The 18,150-nt window shown below is 29.6% G+C and carries 17 protein-coding genes; all 17 read left to right on the top strand.

What is annotated here, in order from left to right:
- The first annotated feature begins 109 nt into the window (after positions 1 to 109).
- Positions 110 to 1,918: a translation elongation factor 4 gene (gene lepA / locus ACY1IQ_RS03630; RefSeq protein ID WP_461612686.1), complete on the top strand. Its 1,809-nt coding sequence runs from the start codon at positions 110 to 112 to the stop codon at positions 1,916 to 1,918.
- A gap of 17 nt (positions 1,919 to 1,935) precedes the next feature.
- A complete protein-coding gene (gene hemW / locus ACY1IQ_RS03625) occupies positions 1,936 to 3,072 on the top strand; it encodes a radical SAM family heme chaperone HemW (protein ID WP_461612845.1) in 1,137 nt (378 codons plus the stop codon).
- Between the two features lie 90 nt (positions 3,073 to 3,162).
- A complete protein-coding gene (gene hrcA / locus ACY1IQ_RS03620) occupies positions 3,163 to 4,203 on the top strand; it encodes a heat-inducible transcriptional repressor HrcA (RefSeq protein WP_461612685.1) in 1,041 nt (346 codons plus the stop codon).
- 41 nt (positions 4,204 to 4,244) lie between these two features.
- Entirely contained in the window at positions 4,245 to 4,847 is a 603-nt protein-coding gene (grpE, locus tag ACY1IQ_RS03615; protein WP_461612684.1) for a nucleotide exchange factor GrpE, read from the top strand.
- A 19-nt stretch (positions 4,848 to 4,866) separates the two neighbouring features.
- Entirely contained in the window at positions 4,867 to 6,705 is a 1,839-nt protein-coding gene (dnaK, locus tag ACY1IQ_RS03610; protein ID WP_461612683.1) for a molecular chaperone DnaK, read from the top strand.
- Positions 6,706 to 7,081: 376 nt separating this feature from the next.
- Positions 7,082 to 8,215 (top strand): molecular chaperone DnaJ, encoded by a 1,134-nt coding sequence (dnaJ, locus tag ACY1IQ_RS03605; protein ID WP_461612682.1) that lies wholly within the window; start codon positions 7,082 to 7,084, stop codon positions 8,213 to 8,215.
- 306 nt (positions 8,216 to 8,521) lie between these two features.
- Positions 8,522 to 9,457 carry a 50S ribosomal protein L11 methyltransferase gene (gene prmA / locus ACY1IQ_RS03600; protein WP_461612681.1) on the top strand — a complete coding sequence of 312 codons (936 nt, stop codon included), beginning with the start codon at positions 8,522 to 8,524 and terminating at the stop codon, positions 9,455 to 9,457.
- A 20-nt stretch (positions 9,458 to 9,477) separates the two neighbouring features.
- The gene (locus ACY1IQ_RS03595; RefSeq protein WP_461612680.1) at positions 9,478 to 10,227 is read left to right on the top strand and encodes a 16S rRNA (uracil(1498)-N(3))-methyltransferase; all 750 of its coding nucleotides are present in this window, start codon (positions 9,478 to 9,480) and stop codon (positions 10,225 to 10,227) included.
- Complete coding sequence (mtaB, locus tag ACY1IQ_RS03590) at positions 10,227 to 11,525, top strand: tRNA (N(6)-L-threonylcarbamoyladenosine(37)-C(2))-methylthiotransferase MtaB (RefSeq protein ID WP_461612679.1); 1,299 nt, start codon at positions 10,227 to 10,229, stop codon at positions 11,523 to 11,525. The genes ACY1IQ_RS03595 and mtaB overlap by 1 nt, the downstream gene beginning before the upstream one ends.
- A 170-nt stretch (positions 11,526 to 11,695) precedes the next feature.
- Positions 11,696 to 12,040, top strand: a complete 345-nt coding sequence (locus ACY1IQ_RS03585; RefSeq protein WP_461612678.1) for a histidine triad nucleotide-binding protein — start codon at positions 11,696 to 11,698, stop codon at positions 12,038 to 12,040.
- Positions 12,041 to 12,168: 128 nt separating this feature from the next.
- On the top strand, positions 12,169 to 12,345 hold the full coding sequence (gene rpsU / locus ACY1IQ_RS03580; protein WP_034438108.1) for a 30S ribosomal protein S21: 177 nt from the start codon (positions 12,169 to 12,171) through the stop codon (positions 12,343 to 12,345).
- Positions 12,346 to 12,370: 25 nt separating this feature from the next.
- Positions 12,371 to 12,817, top strand: coding sequence for a GatB/YqeY domain-containing protein (locus ACY1IQ_RS03575; RefSeq protein WP_461612677.1), 447 nt, complete (start codon positions 12,371 to 12,373; stop codon positions 12,815 to 12,817).
- A gap of 347 nt (positions 12,818 to 13,164) precedes the next feature.
- Positions 13,165 to 13,449 (top strand): sporulation protein YqfC, encoded by a 285-nt coding sequence (gene yqfC, locus ACY1IQ_RS03570; RefSeq protein ID WP_461612676.1) that lies wholly within the window; start codon positions 13,165 to 13,167, stop codon positions 13,447 to 13,449.
- Complete coding sequence (gene yqfD / locus ACY1IQ_RS03565) at positions 13,442 to 14,587, top strand: sporulation protein YqfD (protein ID WP_461612675.1); 1,146 nt, start codon at positions 13,442 to 13,444, stop codon at positions 14,585 to 14,587. Before yqfC ends, yqfD begins: the two co-directional genes overlap by 8 nt.
- Positions 14,588 to 14,623: 36 nt before the next feature.
- Positions 14,624 to 16,735 (top strand): HD family phosphohydrolase, encoded by a 2,112-nt coding sequence (locus tag ACY1IQ_RS03560; protein WP_461612674.1) that lies wholly within the window; start codon positions 14,624 to 14,626, stop codon positions 16,733 to 16,735.
- 3 nt (positions 16,736 to 16,738) lie between these two features.
- Entirely contained in the window at positions 16,739 to 17,245 is a 507-nt protein-coding gene (gene ybeY / locus ACY1IQ_RS03555) for an rRNA maturation RNase YbeY (protein ID WP_461612673.1), read from the top strand.
- A gap of 204 nt (positions 17,246 to 17,449) precedes the next feature.
- Positions 17,450 to 18,148, top strand: a complete 699-nt coding sequence (locus tag ACY1IQ_RS03550; RefSeq protein ID WP_461612672.1) for a diacylglycerol kinase — start codon at positions 17,450 to 17,452, stop codon at positions 18,146 to 18,148.
- The last annotated feature ends 2 nt before the right edge of the window (positions 18,149 to 18,150 follow it).

Here is an 18,150-nt window from a genome sequence, read left to right as displayed (position 1 = left end):
CATTAAATTTATTGTGATAATTGTATTCATACTATAAAAATAAAAGTCAATCAAAACTTATTAAATATAACTTTAATATATCCATTATCGTAAACGGGGGTAAAAATTAATGCAAAATAATAGACAAAAAAATATAAGAAACTTTTCTATAGTTGCACATATAGATCACGGTAAATCTACTTTAGCAGATAGACTTTTAGAAAAAACTGGTACTTTAACAGAGAGAGAAATGGAATCACAAATATTAGACAATATGGAACTTGAAAAAGAAAGAGGAATTACAATTAAGGCTCAAGCTGCAAGACTTGTGTATAAAAGAGAAGTAGATGGACAAGAGTACATATTAAATTTAATTGATACTCCAGGGCATGTAGACTTTAATTATGAAGTTTCCAGAAGTCTAGCTGCTTGTGAAGGAGCAGTATTAGTAGTAGATGCTACTCAAGGTATTCAAGCTCAGACATTGGCAAACTGTTATTTAGCATTAGAGCATAATCTTGAAATTGCACCAGTAATAAACAAGATTGATCTTCCAAGTGCAAGGCCAGATGAAATTAAACAAGAAATAGAGGATGTAATAGGAATAGAAGCCCATGATGCACCACTTATTTCTGCTAAGACAGGACTAAATATAGAAGATGTTTTAGAGACAATAGTAAAAAAGGTACCAGCACCAAATGGAGATGAGGAAGCTCCATTAAAAGCTTTAATATTTGATTCGTATTATGATAGCTATAAAGGCGTTGTTACATATATAAGAGTCATGGATGGTATTGTTAAACCAGGAACTAAAATAAAACTTATGAATACTAATAAAGTTTATGATGTTACTGAAGTTGGTGTATTTACACCGGCACCAATGCCTGTTACAGAACTAAGAGCAGGTGAAGTTGGATATTTAAGTGCTTCAATAAAAAATGTTGGAGATGCTAGAGCAGGGGACACAATTACAGAAGCTAATAGACCGGCAAAAGAAGCTCTTGAAGGTTATAGACCTGCAATACCAATGGTTTTTAGTGGGATTTATCCTGTAGATGGATCAAAATATGAAGCTTTAAAAGAGGCGCTAGAAAAATTACAACTAAACGATGCTGCATTATCATTTGAACCAGAGACTTCTATAGCATTGGGATTTGGATTTAGATGTGGTTTCTTAGGACTTCTACATATGGAGATAATTCAAGAGCGAATAGAAAGAGAGTTTAACTTAGATATTATAACTACAGCACCTTCTGTTATTTATAAAGTAGTAAAAACTGATGGAACTCTTATAGAAATAACAAATCCAACTAATCTTCCAGAGCCATCAGAAATAAGTTATATGGAAGAGCCTATGGTTAAAACTTCTATAATTGCACCTTCAGATTATGTTGGAGCAATAATGGAACTTTGTCAGGATAAGAGAGGTATATTTATTGATATGCAATACATTGAAGAAACAAGGGTAGTTATAAATTATGATATGCCTTTAAATGAGATAGTTTATGATTTCTTTGATGCATTAAAATCTAGAACTAGAGGATATGCTTCTTTTGACTATGAATTAAAAGGATATAAGGAAACTAAACTTGTTAAGTTAGATATAATGTTAAATGGAGAGGTAGTAGACGCCTTATCAATGATAGTGCCACAGGAGAGAGCTTATTATAGAGGAAGAGCTATGGCTGAAAAGCTTAAAGAGATTATTCCTAGACAATTATTCGAAATTCCTATACAGGCAGCTGTAGGTTCAAAAATCATAGCAAGGGAAACTGTAAAAGCTATGAGAAAAGATGTACTTGCAAAATGCTATGGTGGAGACATTTCAAGAAAGAAAAAACTTTTAGAAAAGCAAAAGCAAGGAAAGAAGAGAATGAGACAAATTGGTAGTGTAGAGGTACCACAAGAAGCATTTATGGCTGTGTTAAAGATAGATTAATAAAAAGTGAGGATAAGATTATGAATAAGGTAGCATTATATATTCATATTCCATTTTGTAAAAACAAATGTTTTTATTGTGACTTTGCTTCTTTTAGTGGCAATGAAGGGTATATGCTCGATTATGCTAAAGCCTTATCTAAAGAAATTAACAACATAAGCAGTGAGACGGTTATAAAAACAATATTTATAGGTGGGGGGACTCCCACCTATTTATCTTTAGAAGGCTTTAAGATAATAAAAGAAAGTATAGATAAACTAAATATTCATAAAGATGTAGAATTTACTGTAGAAGGAAATCCAGGAACCTTTACAAAAGAGAAATTAGAGTTTTTGAAAAATATGGGAGTTAATAGATTAAGTATAGGACTTCAAGCTTGGCAGAATAGTTTATTAAAAACTTTAGGAAGGATTCATACTATAGAAGAATTTAAAGAAAGTTATTTAATGGCAAGACAATTAGGTTTTAATAATATTAATATAGATTTAATGTTTGGACTTCCCAATCAAAGCCTTAAGATGTGGGCGGAAACTCTTGAAGAAGTAGCATCATTAGATCCAGAGCATTTATCTTGTTATAGCTTAATTATTGAGGAAGAAACTCCATTTTTTAATCTTAATAAAAACAAAAAATTAAATTTACCTAATGAAGATGTTGAACGACAAATGTACTCTACTACTTTAAAAACCTTAAGCAAATATGGTTATAGCCAATATGAAATCTCTAATTTTTGTAAAGAGGGTAAGGAATGTAAACATAACTTAGTATATTGGGATTTAAATCCTTATATTGGTTGTGGTGTTGCCGCCCATTCTTACATAGATAATATAAGGTATTCAAATGCTGAAAATATAAAAGATTATATAGAGAGAATGAATAAATATAATAGCCCGTTAGTATATAAAAATGAAAATACATTAGAAGAAAATGTAGAAGAGTTTATGTTTTTAGGTCTCAGAAAAATTCATGGTATTAAAAAAGAAGAATTTGAGAAAAGATTTTCACAAAACATACATAGTATTTATGGAGAAGTTATTAATAAGTATAAATATTTAAACATGTTATGCGAAACTGAGGAAAGAATATTTTTAAATGAAAGGGGAATAGAGGTATCTAATATAATTATGTCTGAATTTTTACTAGAAAAATCATAAAGGGTATTGACAATTAAAAATTTAAATGATATTTTAAAAATGTAGTGATTAGCACTCAATAATAGAGAGTGCTAATAAAGAGGTGATAACATGAAGATTGATGATAGAAAAATTTATATACTTCAGGCTATTATCAATGACTACATTATCTATGGAGAGCCTGTAGGGTCAAGAACTATTGCTAAAAAGTATGATTTAGGAATTAGTTCAGCTACTATAAGAAATGAGATGGCAGACTTAGAGGAAATGGGATATTTAGAACAATTACATACCTCTTCAGGAAGAAAACCTTCAGATAAGGGGTATAGGCTGTATGTAGATAGACTTATGAAATTATCCTCTTTAACTCAAGAAGAAGAAAGTGCCATAAAAAATTATTTAGTAGATTTAGCTTTTAGTGAAATTGACAAAATTGTAAAAGGTGCAACTCAAATTCTTTCAGAACTTACAAATTTAACATCTATTGTAAAAGCACCATCGGTTAAAAAAAGTTTTGTTAAATATATACAGTTAATTAGCCTAGATAAGAATAGTATTTTGTCTACAATTATCACAGATAGTGGTTTAATAAAGCATAATGTTATTAGAGTTAAGAATCCAATTGATAATAATTCATTATTCAAAATAAATAATATTTTAAATATAAGACTAAGAGATATTTCTGTAGAAAAAATTAATTTAGAATTATTAATTAATCTAAAAAAAGATTTACATGGAAATGAAGAAATATTCGATGCTATACTTCCTGTACTTTATGAAAGTTTGGTGAATACTGAAAATAGTGAGGTTTATATAGAAGGAAGCACAAATATTTTTAACTATCCTGAGTACAATAATATTGATAAAGCAAAGGAATTTTTAGTGTTAGTTAATAATTCAGAAAATATCAGTAATATTCTTGAAAATGATGAAGGCGAATTATCTATAAAAATTGGGCGAGAGAATTTTATGGAATGCGCTAAAGATTGCAGCATAATAACTGCAACATATAGTTATAATGGCAATTCATTAGGAACTATAGGAGTTATAGGGCCCACTAGAATTCCCTATGGTAAGGTAATTGCAGTCCTTAATAGCATAGTTAATGAACTAAATATTAATATATCAAAAAAATACAACGGTTTTAAGTAAAATCGTTGTATTATAATAGCTTTGGAATGGAGGAATGAGAAGTGCAAAATATAGATGAAGATCTGAAAAATAAAAAGATGGAAGAGGCTTTAAAAAATAATGAAGAAGTTGATAATGTTGAAGAGACTTTAGAAGAATCTGAAATAAATGAGGATAAAGAGTTTGAAGACATATCATCACCAGAACTTTATGATGTAAAAGCTTTAAAAGAAGAAAATGAAAGTCTAAAACAGGAATTATCATCATTAAAAGATAGAATTTTAAGATTAACTGCTGAATATGATAACTATAGGAAAAGAACAGCAAAAGAAAAAGAGAATATTTATGTAGATGCTTGCGGAGATGTTCTAAAGGAAATGTTCCCTGTTCTAGATAATCTTGAACGTGCACTAAATGCTAGTGGAAGTGAAGAAGATCTAAAAAAGGGAATAGAGATGACTGTTAAGCAATTTAGTACTTCATTTGAAAAATTAGGAGTAGAGGAAGTTGCTACAGATATTGAATTCGATCCTAATCTTCATAATGCTGTTATGCATGTAGAAGATGAGAATTTAGGTAAAAATCAAATTGCAGAAGTTTTCTTAAAAGGATATAAAAAAGGAAATAAAGTATTAAGATATAGTATGGTAAAAGTTGCAAATTAACATTTAGGAGGTAAATACAATGGGAAAAATAATAGGTATTGATTTAGGTACAACAAATTCATGTGTGGCTGTTATGGAAGGTGGAGAACCAGTTATAATTCCAAATGCAGAAGGTGCAAGAACTACTCCTTCAGTAGTATCTTTTTTAGCAGATGGAGAAAGATTAGTAGGTCAAGTAGCAAAAAGACAAGCAATCACAAATCCAGATAAAACAATAATATCAATAAAAAGACATATGGGAACTAACCATAAAGTTAAAATAGATGAAAAGGAATATACTCCTCAAGAAATATCAGCAATGATTCTTCAAAAAATTAAAGCTGATGCAGAGGCATATTTAGGAGAAACAGTAACAGAAGCTGTTATAACAGTTCCAGCATATTTTAATGACAGTGAAAGACAAGCAACTAAAGATGCAGGTAGAATTGCAGGTTTAGATGTTAAGAGAATAATCAATGAGCCAACAGCAGCATCACTTGCTTATGGTCTTGATAAAATGGATAAAAACCAAAAAATATTTGTTTATGACTTAGGTGGAGGTACTTTTGACGTATCTATATTAGAGCTTGGAGATGGAGTGTTTGAAGTTAAATCTACAACTGGAGATACAAAACTTGGTGGAGATGACTTTGACCAAAAAATTATAGATTATATAGCAAATACTTTTAAAGCAGAAAATGGTATAGACTTAAGAAATGATAAAATGGCACTTCAAAGATTAAAAGAAGCTGCTGAAAAAGCTAAGATTGAGTTATCTTCATCAACTCAAACAAATATCAATTTACCATTTATAACTGCAGATGCTACAGGTCCAAAACATATAGATTTAAACTTAACAAGAGCTAAGTTTAATGAATTAACTCATGACCTAGTACAAAGAACAATAGAGCCAATGAAAAAAGCATTACAAGATGCAGGATTAAGTATAAATGAAATAGATAAAATTGTATTAGTAGGAGGATCAACAAGAATTCCTGCTATACAAGAAGCAGTTAAAAACTTTACAGGAAAAGAGCCTTCAAAAGGAGTTAACCCAGATGAGTGTGTTGCAGCAGGTGCAGCAATACAAGCAGGTGTATTAACAGGAGATGTTAAGGATGTATTACTATTAGACGTTACTCCATTAACTTTAGGAATTGAAACTTTAGGAGGAGTTGCTACTGCTTTAATTGAGAGAAATACTACAATTCCAACTAAGAAAAGCCAAGTATTCTCTACAGCTCAAGATGGTCAAACATCTGTTGAAATTCACGTTGTTCAAGGTGAAAGACAAATGGCAGCTGATAACAAAACTCTAGGAAGATTTACATTATCAGGAATAGCACCAGCTCCAAGAGGAATTCCTCAAATTGAAGTTACTTTTGATATAGATGCTAATGGTATAGTTAACGTTACAGCTAAGGATAAAGGAACAGGAAAAGAAGCAAACATTACAATTACTGCTTCTACTAATTTAAGTGAAGATGAAATTCAAAATGCAGTAAATGAAGCAGAAAGATTTGCTGAAGAAGATAAGAAGAGAAAAGAAAATATAGAGATTAAGAATAATGCTGATCAAGTGGCATATCAAACTGAAAAAACTTTAAATGAATTAGGTGATAAAGTATCAGCTGAAGATAAAACTTCAATAAATGAAAAATTAGAAGCTCTAAAGAAAGTTAAAGATGGAGAAGATTTAGAAGCTATTAAAAAAGCTACAGAAGAATTAACTCAAGCATTCTATGCTGTATCTTCTAAGATTTATCAAGCAGAGGCTGCACAAGGTCAAGGACCACAAGACCCACAAGATCCAAATAACATGGGACAAAACGGACCAGAAGATGATAATGTAGTTGATGCTGATTACAAAGTAGATTAATTATTTTAATTAAGGGATGGGTATAACGCCCCTCCCTTAATTTAGCTAAACTTATACAATAATCTATTAAATTGATAATTTTAAATAATACACAATGAAGTTAAAACTAATTTTACTTAAATGGTTTTGTTAAGACACTGTGTTGAGAAGGTATGCCTTTTACTTATTCTATATTAAAGGCAACTTATTTACTTTTAAAAAGAAGTCAAGTTGAAGTTTCTCTAAAAATGAGAAATGTTCATAATAGTGAATTGTACATTAATTAAATATTAGTAGCATATTTTAGGAATTATACATAATAAACTAATAGAAGTTGAATTTATGCTAAAGATGTTTTATAGTATAAAACAGAGTATAATAGGTGGTGAAAGAATTAATGGCAAATAAGGATTATTATGAGGTTTTAGGTGTAGATAAGAATGCTAGTGAAGATGATATAAAAAGAGCTTTTAAAAAATCAGCATTAAAATATCACCCTGATAGAAACCCAGGAGATAAAGAATCAGAAGAAAAATTTAAAGAAGTAAATGAAGCGTACCAAGTATTATCTGATGCGGAAAAGAGACAAAGATATGACCAATTTGGAACTGCCGATTTTAATGGTCAAGGTTTTGGAGGCTTTGACTTTAGTGGAGGCGGCTTTGATTTTGGCGATATTTTCAGCGATATATTTGGAGGCGGCTTTGGCGGCTTCGGTGGAGGAAATAGAAAAAATGCTCCAAGAAAAGGTGCTGACCTTGAATATAATTTAAATTTAACCTTTGAAGAGGCTGTATTTGGAGTAGAAAAAGAAATCTCTGTAACAAGAAGAGAAAGCTGTGAAACTTGTAATGGCACAGGTGCAAGTCCGGGAACATCTGCTAAAACTTGTACTAAATGTAATGGTTCAGGTCAAATAAGAGTACAAAGACAAACTCCAATAGGAGTTATTGCTTCAACTACTACTTGTGATGCATGTAGAGGTAAGGGGCAAATAATCGATGAGCCATGTACATCATGCCATGGTAGTGGTAAAGAAAGAAAGACTAGAAAGATAACTGTTAATATACCAGCAGGTGTAGATAGCGGTAATGTTATGCCTTTAAGAGCACAAGGGGAAGCAGGCGAAAATGGAGGTCCTTCAGGAGATTTATATATAAATTTAAGAGTGGCACCACATAAAACCTTTAAGAGACAAGGCTTTGATATTCATATAGAGACACATATTAGTTTTGCTAATGCAGCACTAGGAATTGAAATTACAGTTCCAACTGTTGATGGTGATGTTAAATACAGAATACCTGCAGGAACCCAACCAGGAACTATATTTAGACTAAAAGGAAAAGGTGTACCTAGAGTTAATTCTGCAGGACGTGGCGATCAATATGTTAAGGTTATAGTAGATGTTCCAAAGGAATTGAATGATAAACAAGTAGAAGCACTTAGAATGTTTATGGAAGCCAGTGGAGAATCTACAGAGGAAATTGGAGAAACTAAGAAAAAGTTTAATTTATTTGGAAATAAAAAATAAATTATTAGAAACTTCACTTTAAAAGTGGGGTTTCTTTATTTTTACACTTTCCATTGAAAAAATAATTGATTATAAAATTTAAAAAGGTTAAAAATTATGATAGTATATAATAATGATACTAAATTTAATTGAAAAAATAAAATTTATATAAGGCATATGAAGTAAAATAATTAGCTAGAGAAGAGATAGAGGTTAAAAGCCTATTTATAATAAAGATGTCTTAGGATAATGTGCTATTATGTAAAATAGGATAGGACATTGACTATTTATTTTTAAAAATGCCTAAATTTAATTGGAGGAATGACAATGGATAAGGATTGGATAGAAGTAACTGTAGTTACAAGTAGTGAAGCGACAGAAGCTGTATCAGGCTTTTTCTATAATACTGGAGTAAAAGGGGTATCTATAATTGATTCGGAAGATGTAGAGTTTAAAAAAAGAAATCCTGGAGATTGGGATTATTTTGATGAAACCATATTAGATATAAAAACGGGAGCTGTAGTTAAAGGATATTTCAAAAAAGATGAAAATTTTGATGAGTATCTAGAGTACATAAAAGAAAGTGTTGAAAAACTTCCTGAATTTGGTTTTGATAAAGGTGAAGGTGTAGTTACCGCTATGAAAGTTAATGAAGAAGAGTGGGAGAATAATTGGAAAAAATATTATAAACCTACAAAAATAGGAGATAAGATACTTGTTAAGCCTATTTGGGAGAATTATGAGCCTGAAGATAATGATGTAATAGTAGAATTAGACCCAGGAATGGCTTTTGGTACTGGTACTCATGAAACTACAAGAATGTGTATCAAATCATTAGAAAAATATGTTGATAAAAATAGTGTAGTTTTTGATATAGGAACAGGATCAGGAATATTATCTATTTCTGCTTCAAAATTAGGAGCAGAAAAAGTCATAGCTGTAGATTTGGATCCTGTAGCAGTAGACTCTGCTAGAAAGAACGTGTCATACAATCACATAGATAATGTGGAGGTTCTTCATGGAGATTTAATGGAGGTTGTTGATGGAAAAGCAAATATAGTAGTAGCAAATATCATAGCTGACGTTATAATATTTTTAGCAGAAGGTGTTAAAGAGTTTATAAAGAGAGATGGATACTTTATTTCTTCAGGAATAATTCTATCAAGACAGGAAGACGTTATTAATAAATTAAAATCTTGTGGATTTGAGATTTTAGAAGTAATTAATGATGGTGAGTGGGCTTGTATAGTGTCAAAAGCGTAATTTAAAGGGAGAAGATATAAATGCATAAGTTTTTTGTATCTAAGGATAACATAGTAGGAAATAAATGCACCATTGAAGGTGATGATGTTAAACATATATATAAAGTTTTAAGACTTAAAGAGGGCGAAAAAGTTAATATTAATAACTGTGAAGGTAAAGAGTATATAGGGGAGCTTATTGATATTAATAAAAAAGAGGTTATTATTAATATCCTTGAAGAGGTAGAGCTAAACAATGAAAGCAATATTAAGGTTCATCTTTTTCAAGGAATGCCTAAATCTACAAAAATGGATTTAATTGTTCAAAAAAATACTGAACTTGGAATCAGAAGTATAACTCCAATAATTACAGAAAGAGTTGTAGTTAAAAATGATTCAGAGTTTAAGAAGGTAGATAGATGGAATAGAATAGCTCTTGAAGCTTGTAAGCAAAGTAAAAGAAGTTTAATACCTAATATAAACGTACCTATAGAGTTTGAAGAGCTTCTAATAAAATTAAAAGATATGGATTTAATTGTAGTCCCTTATGAAAATAAGGAAGGGGACGGAATTAAAAAATTAATTAGCGATTTAGCAAATACTCAAATTGAAAATATAGCTATTATTATAGGTCCAGAAGGAGGCTTCGAGGAAGAAGAAATTTTAAAACTTGAAAAAGTAGGAGCGCATATTGTAACCTTAGGACCAAGAATCTTAAGAACTGAAACGGCAGGTTTTGTAGCCTTGAGCCTTCTTATGTATGAGCTAGGAGATTTAGGAGGAAATATATAATGAAAGTTGCTTTTTCTACATTAGGATGTAGAGTTAATGTATATGAATCAGAGGCTATGATAGAAAAGTTTATAAAAGATGGATATGAGATAACTAATTTTGAAGAATTTTCAGATGTATATGTTATAAATACCTGCACTGTAACTAATATGGGAGATAAGAAATCAAGGCAAATGATTTCTAGAGCAAGAAGAAAAAATCCTGATGCTATAATTGCTGTTGTAGGATGTTATTCTCAAATAGCTTCTGACGAAATTGCTAAAATTGAAGGTGTTGATGTAGTTTTAGGTACTAGAAACAAGGGAGATATTGTTTACTATGTAAATAGAGCTAGAGAAGAAAAAAAACAATTTGTAGAAGTAAGTGATGTACTTAGAAATAAAAATTTTGAAGAATTAGACATAGAGCAGTATCAAGATAAAACTCGCGCTTTCTTAAAAATACAGGATGGATGCAACAAATTCTGCTCCTATTGTTTAATTCCCTTTGCGAGAGGTGCAGTTTGCAGTAAAGACCCTAAAAAATTATTAAAGGAAGTTCATGAGCTTTCTGAAAATGGATTTAAAGAAATAATATTATCTGGAGTACATACAGCTTCTTATGGAGTAGATTTAGAAGGAGATTGGTCTTTAGTAAAAGTATTAGAAGAAATAAATAAGGTAGAAGGAATTGAAAGAATAAGAATAGGTTCTATTGATCCTACCTTTTTTTCAGAAGGAGTTATAGAGAAAATAACTACTTTAGAAAAAATGTGTCCTCATTTCCATTTATCACTTCAAAGTGGATGTGATGCTACTTTAAAAAGAATGAACAGACACTACACTACAGAGGATTATAAAATCGTAGTTGAAAATCTTAGAAAATATATAAGTGATGTATCTATAACTACAGATATTATTGCAGGTTTTCCAGGGGAAAGTGAAAGAGATTTTAATGAAACATATAAATTCTTAAGTGAGATAAAACTTTCTAAAATGCACATTTTTAAGTACAGTCCAAGAAAAGGTACAAAGGCAGCAGAAATGATGCTTCAAGTAGATGGCAATATAAAAGAACAAAGAAGTGAATCATTAATTACTTTAGCAGAAAAATTAGAAAATGAATTTATGAATAAATTTATAGGACGTACAATGAAAGTGTTGTATGAAGAAGAAAGTAAAGAGTTAAGTAATCACTATGTAGGATATACTCCAAACTATATTAAGGTTATTACAAAAAGTAATGAAAATTTACAAGGGAAAATAGTAGAAACTAAACTTAAAGAAATAAATAAAGGATATATTTTAGGTGAAGTATAATAAATTTAATAATAAGGAAGACTTATTTATTTTATTATAATTACTTAATTTATTTCTAATGAATTTTCTTGAAGGAAAAATATTGTTTTTGTAGAATAATATTTTAGTAAAACAAAAATAATAACTTTATTGTTGTTTATTATCAATTAGATTAAATTGGAGGTGAGAAAATGAGTGATTGTATATTTTGCAAGATAATTAACGGCGAAATACCTTGCAATAAGGTTTATGAAGATGATAAAGTGCTTGCTTTTAAGGATATAAACCCAGAAGCACCAATTCATGTACTTGTAATTCCTAAAATTCATATAGCTAGTATTAATGATTTAAATCACCAAAATTCCCATCTTATTTCACATATATTTTTAACAATACAAAATATTGCAAAAGAGCTAGGAATAGATGAGAGTGGTTATAGAGTTGTAACTAATACAGGAAAAGATGGTGGGCAAACAGTAAATCATATACATTTTCATCTTTTAGCTGGAAGAAGTTTAAAGTGGCCACCAGGCTAAAGAAAAAATAATGAAAATCTTGACAGTAGGCAAAATTATATTGTATAATTAAAAATGTGCTATTTATGCCCCGCATTGGCTACTTTTAATTTAAAAGTTGAATTGAGCTAGCGGAGGGAGGGATAATAATGTCAGAAATCAGAGTTGGAGAAAACGAATCACTAGAGAATGCTTTAAGAAGATTTAAGAAAAAATGTGCAAGAGCTGGTGTTCTTTCAGAGGTAAGAAAAAGAGAGCACTACGAAAAGCCAAGTGTTAAGAAAAAGAAAAAATCAGAAGCTGCAAGAAAGAGAAAATTCAAATAGAATTTTTGAAAGAAGGTAACAGGCTATGTCCCTTAAGGATAGATTACAAGAAGACTGGAAAAATGCCTTAAAAGAAAAAGAAAAATTTAAGGCTTCAGTGATAAGCATGGCAAAAGCTGCTATATTACAAGTAGAAAAAGATAATAAATCAAGTCTTAATGATGATCAAGTCATTGAGGTTTTAGCTAAGGAAGTTAAGCAGAGACGTGATGCTTTGCAAGAATTTGAAAAAGGAAATAGACAAGATTTAGTAGACAGCACTAATGCTGAAATAGATATCTTGCTACAATACCTTCCTCAGCAGTTAACTGAAGATGAAATTCGAGAAATTGTTCGAGAGTCAGCGGTGAAATTGGGCGCAAATAGCATGAAAGATATGGGAAAAGTAATGGCTGCTGTTAGACCAAGTACAAATGGCAGAGCAGATGGAAAAATTGTAAGTCAAATAGTTAAAGAATATTTGAATAAATAAGAACTCAGAATTATCTGGGTTCTTTTTGTATATATATATATATATATTTGAAGATTAAATATTAATTAAAAAATCGTGACAAAGTTACGATTTTTTTCTTTAAAGTAATTTATTTTGATAAGTAATCATAAAATTTAACATATATATTAGCCTTAATTTATATAAAGCATCTTCAAAAAAATAAAAAGTCAGTATGCTAGACTATTTTGTGACATACTGCGTTGTCAGAAGCCAGTGATAGCATAACTATCATTGGAACCTGACGCCTTATCTGACACAAAATATTCTTGCATCTTTGACTAATTATTTTATTTCAGATACCTAAACAGAAATAAGAGGTGATTATTTTGAATAATAAATTACAAAATGCCACAGAGCGCTTAGCTAACAAGTTAGATATTCCTAGAGAAGTAATAATGGACATCCCTAAAATAACAATAGTATCAAATAATGAAATTACTATAGAAAATCATAAAGGTATTATTTTATTTGAAAAAGAAATGGTTAAGGTAAAATCTTCAATAGCTATAATTACAATTTTAGGCGGAGACTTTGAAATTATATTTGTAGGAGGAAGTACAATAGTTTTAACTGGAAAGTTTAAATCTATTGAATATGGAGAAAATGAATAATATAAAAAAATATGGTAATGGAATATTAGTTATAGAAGTTCAAAGTTTAAAGCCGGAAAAGTTTATAAATTTTTTGTGGAGAAATGATGTTGTAATTAAAAATGTTAAAAGAAGAAGTTTAACAAACTACACCATGGAAATAGGGTTAAAAGATTATAATGCCGTTTTAGAAGGAGCAACGAAGACTAATAGTAGAATTAAAGTTTTAAAGAGAAAGGGAGTTACTTTTAAGCTTTTAAAACTTAAAAGAAGAAAAACTTTAGTAATAACTTTAATATTGTTTATAGGTATTTTATATTATCTAAGTAGCTTTATATGGAAGGTAGAGATAATTACAGATAAGTATTTATCACCTTTTGAAATAAGAATGTTACTTAAATCTTACGGAATAGATAGGGGGACATTTAAAAAGGATTTTGATGTATATAAATTGGAAGAAAAGATTATAGAGGACAATGATGAAGTGATGTGGGTTAAAGCTAGAATTGAGGGCTCTAAATTAATGGTACAAGTGGCAGAACGACAAGCCCCTCCTAAGATTAGAGAACATAAAACTACAGGAAATATTGTGGCGTCAAAAGACGGTGAAGTGGATAGAATATTCTCAACATCAGGTACTACTATGGTTGAACCAGGTAAGATTGTAAAGCAAGGAGATTTATTAATAAAATCGGAGCAAGGAAAAGAAGGAAAAGAATATAATGTTAAAGCAGAAGGTACTGTATATGCTAAGACTTTTTATGAAGAAAGTAAAGAGGTGCCTGAATATACAGTAAAAAGAGAAAGAACTGGTAAGGTATCGAAAAGCTATTATATAGAATTTAAAGATAAAAAATTTTATATAAGAAATGGCTTAAATGACTTTGAAAATTATGATAAAATAGACAATAACAAGGGAATTATAAAAACTGAAACTTATTATGAGGTAGTGGAAGAAAAAGTACCAACTGATGTAGATGAAGTGGTAAAAGAACTAAATAGAAATATAATTTTAAACCTTGATAAATCCGTAAGTATATTAGAGGTAATACCTGAGATTAAAAAAATGGAAGATAATTATATAGTGAACTTATTAGTAATAGCAGAAGAAAATATTGCTATTGAAGAGATTGCTGATAAAGAAGAAGTTTTGGAGTAGATTTCTAGAAACTAGAGAAAAGAAAGTTGGGATATAATGAAATATTCTAAGAAGAATAAAAGAGTTAAGTTACCCAAATTGTCTCAGAGAGGTATCTTTGTTGTTACTACTTTAATAATTTATTTTATACTTAGCACCTCAATGATTACAGAAACTTATGACTTAGAGGTAGGAGACATAGCTAAGAGTGATATAAAAGCATCGAAAGATATTCAAGATCAGATTGCTACGGAGAGGCTTATTGAAGATTCTGTAAAACATATTCAAGATGTATATACCTATGATGCAAACATCAGTAAAGTAGCAGTAAAAAATATTGAAGATTTATTTGAAACTGTAGCTAAAATTAACAAGCAATATCCTCTGAATACAGTATCGGAAGCTAATAAAGCCAATATGGAAGAAAAAAGACTTCAAGAGCTAAAAAAATCATCAAAAATTTCTAATTTATCTGATGAAAATTACACCACTTTACTTTCTTTAGATGAAAAACAATTGGATGAATTAAAAAGTTTTTTAATAAGTACAACTAATAAAATTTTTGATGAAGTAACTATACGTGAAAATAGACCTGAAGATATAGTTTTGGCACAAGGAGTAATAACTACAAAATTTAACAATTCAAGATTTTCTAAGAATGTTAAGGACTTAGGAATGGTCATAGGATATTCGCAAGTCAAGCCAAATTTTTTTATTGACTATGATAAAACAGAGGATCTAAAAGAGGAAGCTAAAAAAGCAGTAAAGCCTGTTATAATAAAAAAAGACCAAATCATTGTAAAAGAGGGTGAACCAGTAACAGGTGCTCAAATCGAAGTGTTAAAAGAATTAGGACTATTAAATAAAGATAAGTCTTTAAGGTTAAATTTTCATATAAGTTTAATTGTATTATTACTTTCTGTAACATTAATACAGTGGTACTATTTAAAATGGAATTGTAAAGAAATTTATAAAAAATCTAATAAAATAATGGTTATAAATATTCTTACTTGTATTTCTTTAATACTTGCAAGGACTTTATATATTATATCACCTTATTTAATTCCATTTGCATGTGTACCTATATTATTATCTATATTAATTGATGATAAAGTATCAATGACAATTAATGTTTTGAACGCCATATTAATAAGTGTTATTGTGCGATTTAATGTAGAAATAACTATTATTGCAGTTATAAATTCTGTAGCTGCTCCTATTATATTGAAAAAAGTACAACAGAGAAATGATATTTTATATTCATGCATTTATATAGCAGCATTAAATTTTATATTTACATTAACTATAGGATATGCACTAAGTAATCATATAGCAGAGATAATAGTAAAAGCAACAATAACTGCAATGTCTAGTATTATTTCAGGAATATTAGCTATAGGAATGTTACCATTTTTAGAAAATATTTTTGACATAGTAACTAACATCAAATTATTAGAACTTGCCAATCCGAATCATCCTCTTTTAAAAAGATTACTTATGGAGGCACCAGGAACATATCACCACAGTGTACTTGTGGCAAATTTAGCTGAAATGGCAGCAGAAGCAGTTGGGGCGAATGCGGTACTAGCTAGGGTATCTGCTTACTATCATGATGTAGGTAAAATTGAAAGGCCATACTATTTTAAAGAAAATCAGTTTAGTGGAGATAATCCTCATGACAAAATTTCTCCAAAACTTAGTGCTTTAATTATAACCTCTCATGTTAGTGATGGAATAAAGTTAGCTAAGAGTTATAAGCTACCTACTGCTATACAAGATGTTATAGCACAGCATCATGGGGATTCGTTAGTTAAATATTTTTATATAACTATGAAAAATCAAAGTTCAAATCCTGATGAGGTAAATGAGGAAGATTATAAATATAAAGGACCAGTACCAATAAGTAAAGAAGCTGCTATTGTGATGTTGGCAGATGGAGTTGAAGCTTCTGTAAGATCAATACCAAATCCTACAAAAGAAAAAATAGAACAAATGGTGGATAATATATTTAAAGGAAGGTTAGCAGAAAATCAATTAGATGATTGTGAGTTAACTTTTAAGGAACTTCAAAAAATTAAAGAATCATTTTTAAAGGTATTAAAAGGGATTTATCATGAAAGAATTGAATATCCACTAGAGAAATTAAAGTTGGAAGAAAAGAAGGAGTAATAAATGATATTTTTAGATAATAGGCAAGATAAAATCGAAATGGCAGAAGAACTAGAGAATAAAATAAAAGACATAATTGAATATACATTAAAGGAAGAAGGCGTTAATATTCCCTTTGAAATAAGTATTATTTTTATAGACAATGAAGAAATTAGAAAAATTAATAAGGAGCAAAGGGACATAGATAAAGCTACCGATGTACTATCTTTTCCAATGCTTGATTACGAAGATGGAAAAGTCTTTAAGGAAATGTATTTAGACTATGAATTTGATTTTTGTGATCTAAATGAAGGCAATTTAGTATTAGGAGACATGGCGCTGTCTCTTGAAAAGGCTGCAGAGCAAGCTGAGGAGTATGGCCATTCATTTATAAGAGAAGTTATGTATCTAGTGGTACATTCTATATTGCATTTATTAGGATATGACCATATGGAGGAAAATGATAAAGTTTTAATGCGTAAAAGAGAAGAGGAAATATTAAATAAGTTTAATATTAATCGTATGGGATAAAATAAGGGGAATAGGTTAATATACTAATTAATTATTTTTGAATATAACTTATAGGATTACTTGGGGAAATTAAACTTATACACCATTTTAACTTTCATACAAAATTTTTCTTTGAAAATATAAATAATTATTGTCAATTGAATAAAGCAATTTATTGGCATGTGGTTTTATCTACATGTCATAATTTTTAAGGTGGTATTGAAAATGAGAGTCAAAAAATTAGTAGATAGCTTTAATTATGCAATTGAGGGAATAATACATACTATAAGGACTCAAAGAAATATGAGAATACATATGATAGTAGCTATTTTAGTGTTATGTTTATGTTTCTTTTATGACTTAACTAAAATTGAACTTTTAATAACTACAATAACAATAACCATGGTTATTGTTGCAGAAATGATTAATACAGCAATAGAATGTGCTATAGATGCTACTACTAACTATTATCACCCATTAGCTAAAATAGCCAAAAATGTTGCAGCTGGTGCAGTTTTAATTACTGCTTTTAACTCTGTATTAGTAGGGTATATAATATTTTGGGATAGATTAATGCCCTTTACTATAAATATTCTTTTTAAAATAAGAAATTCTGATCCACATATGATATTTTTAATGTTAGTAATTGTAAGTATAGCAACTTTGGTTGTTAAAGCTATTTATGATGAAGGTACGCCATTAAAAGGAGGAATGCCTAGTGGACATAGTGCTATAGCTTTTTCTATAGCAACAACTATAACACTATTAACAAATGAACCATTAATTATGATATTGTCATACTTATTAGCAATTATTGTAGCACAAAGTAGAGTGGATTCTCAGATACACTCCATATTGGAAGTATTATTTGGAGCTGCCTTTGGATGCTTTTTAACATTGCTTTTATATCAATTTTTAGGATAAAT

This window comes from Clostridium sp. Marseille-QA1073 (assembly GCF_054863625.1).
Note: the sequence above shows the minus strand (reverse complement) of the source record. Positions and strands in the feature narration are given on the sequence as shown.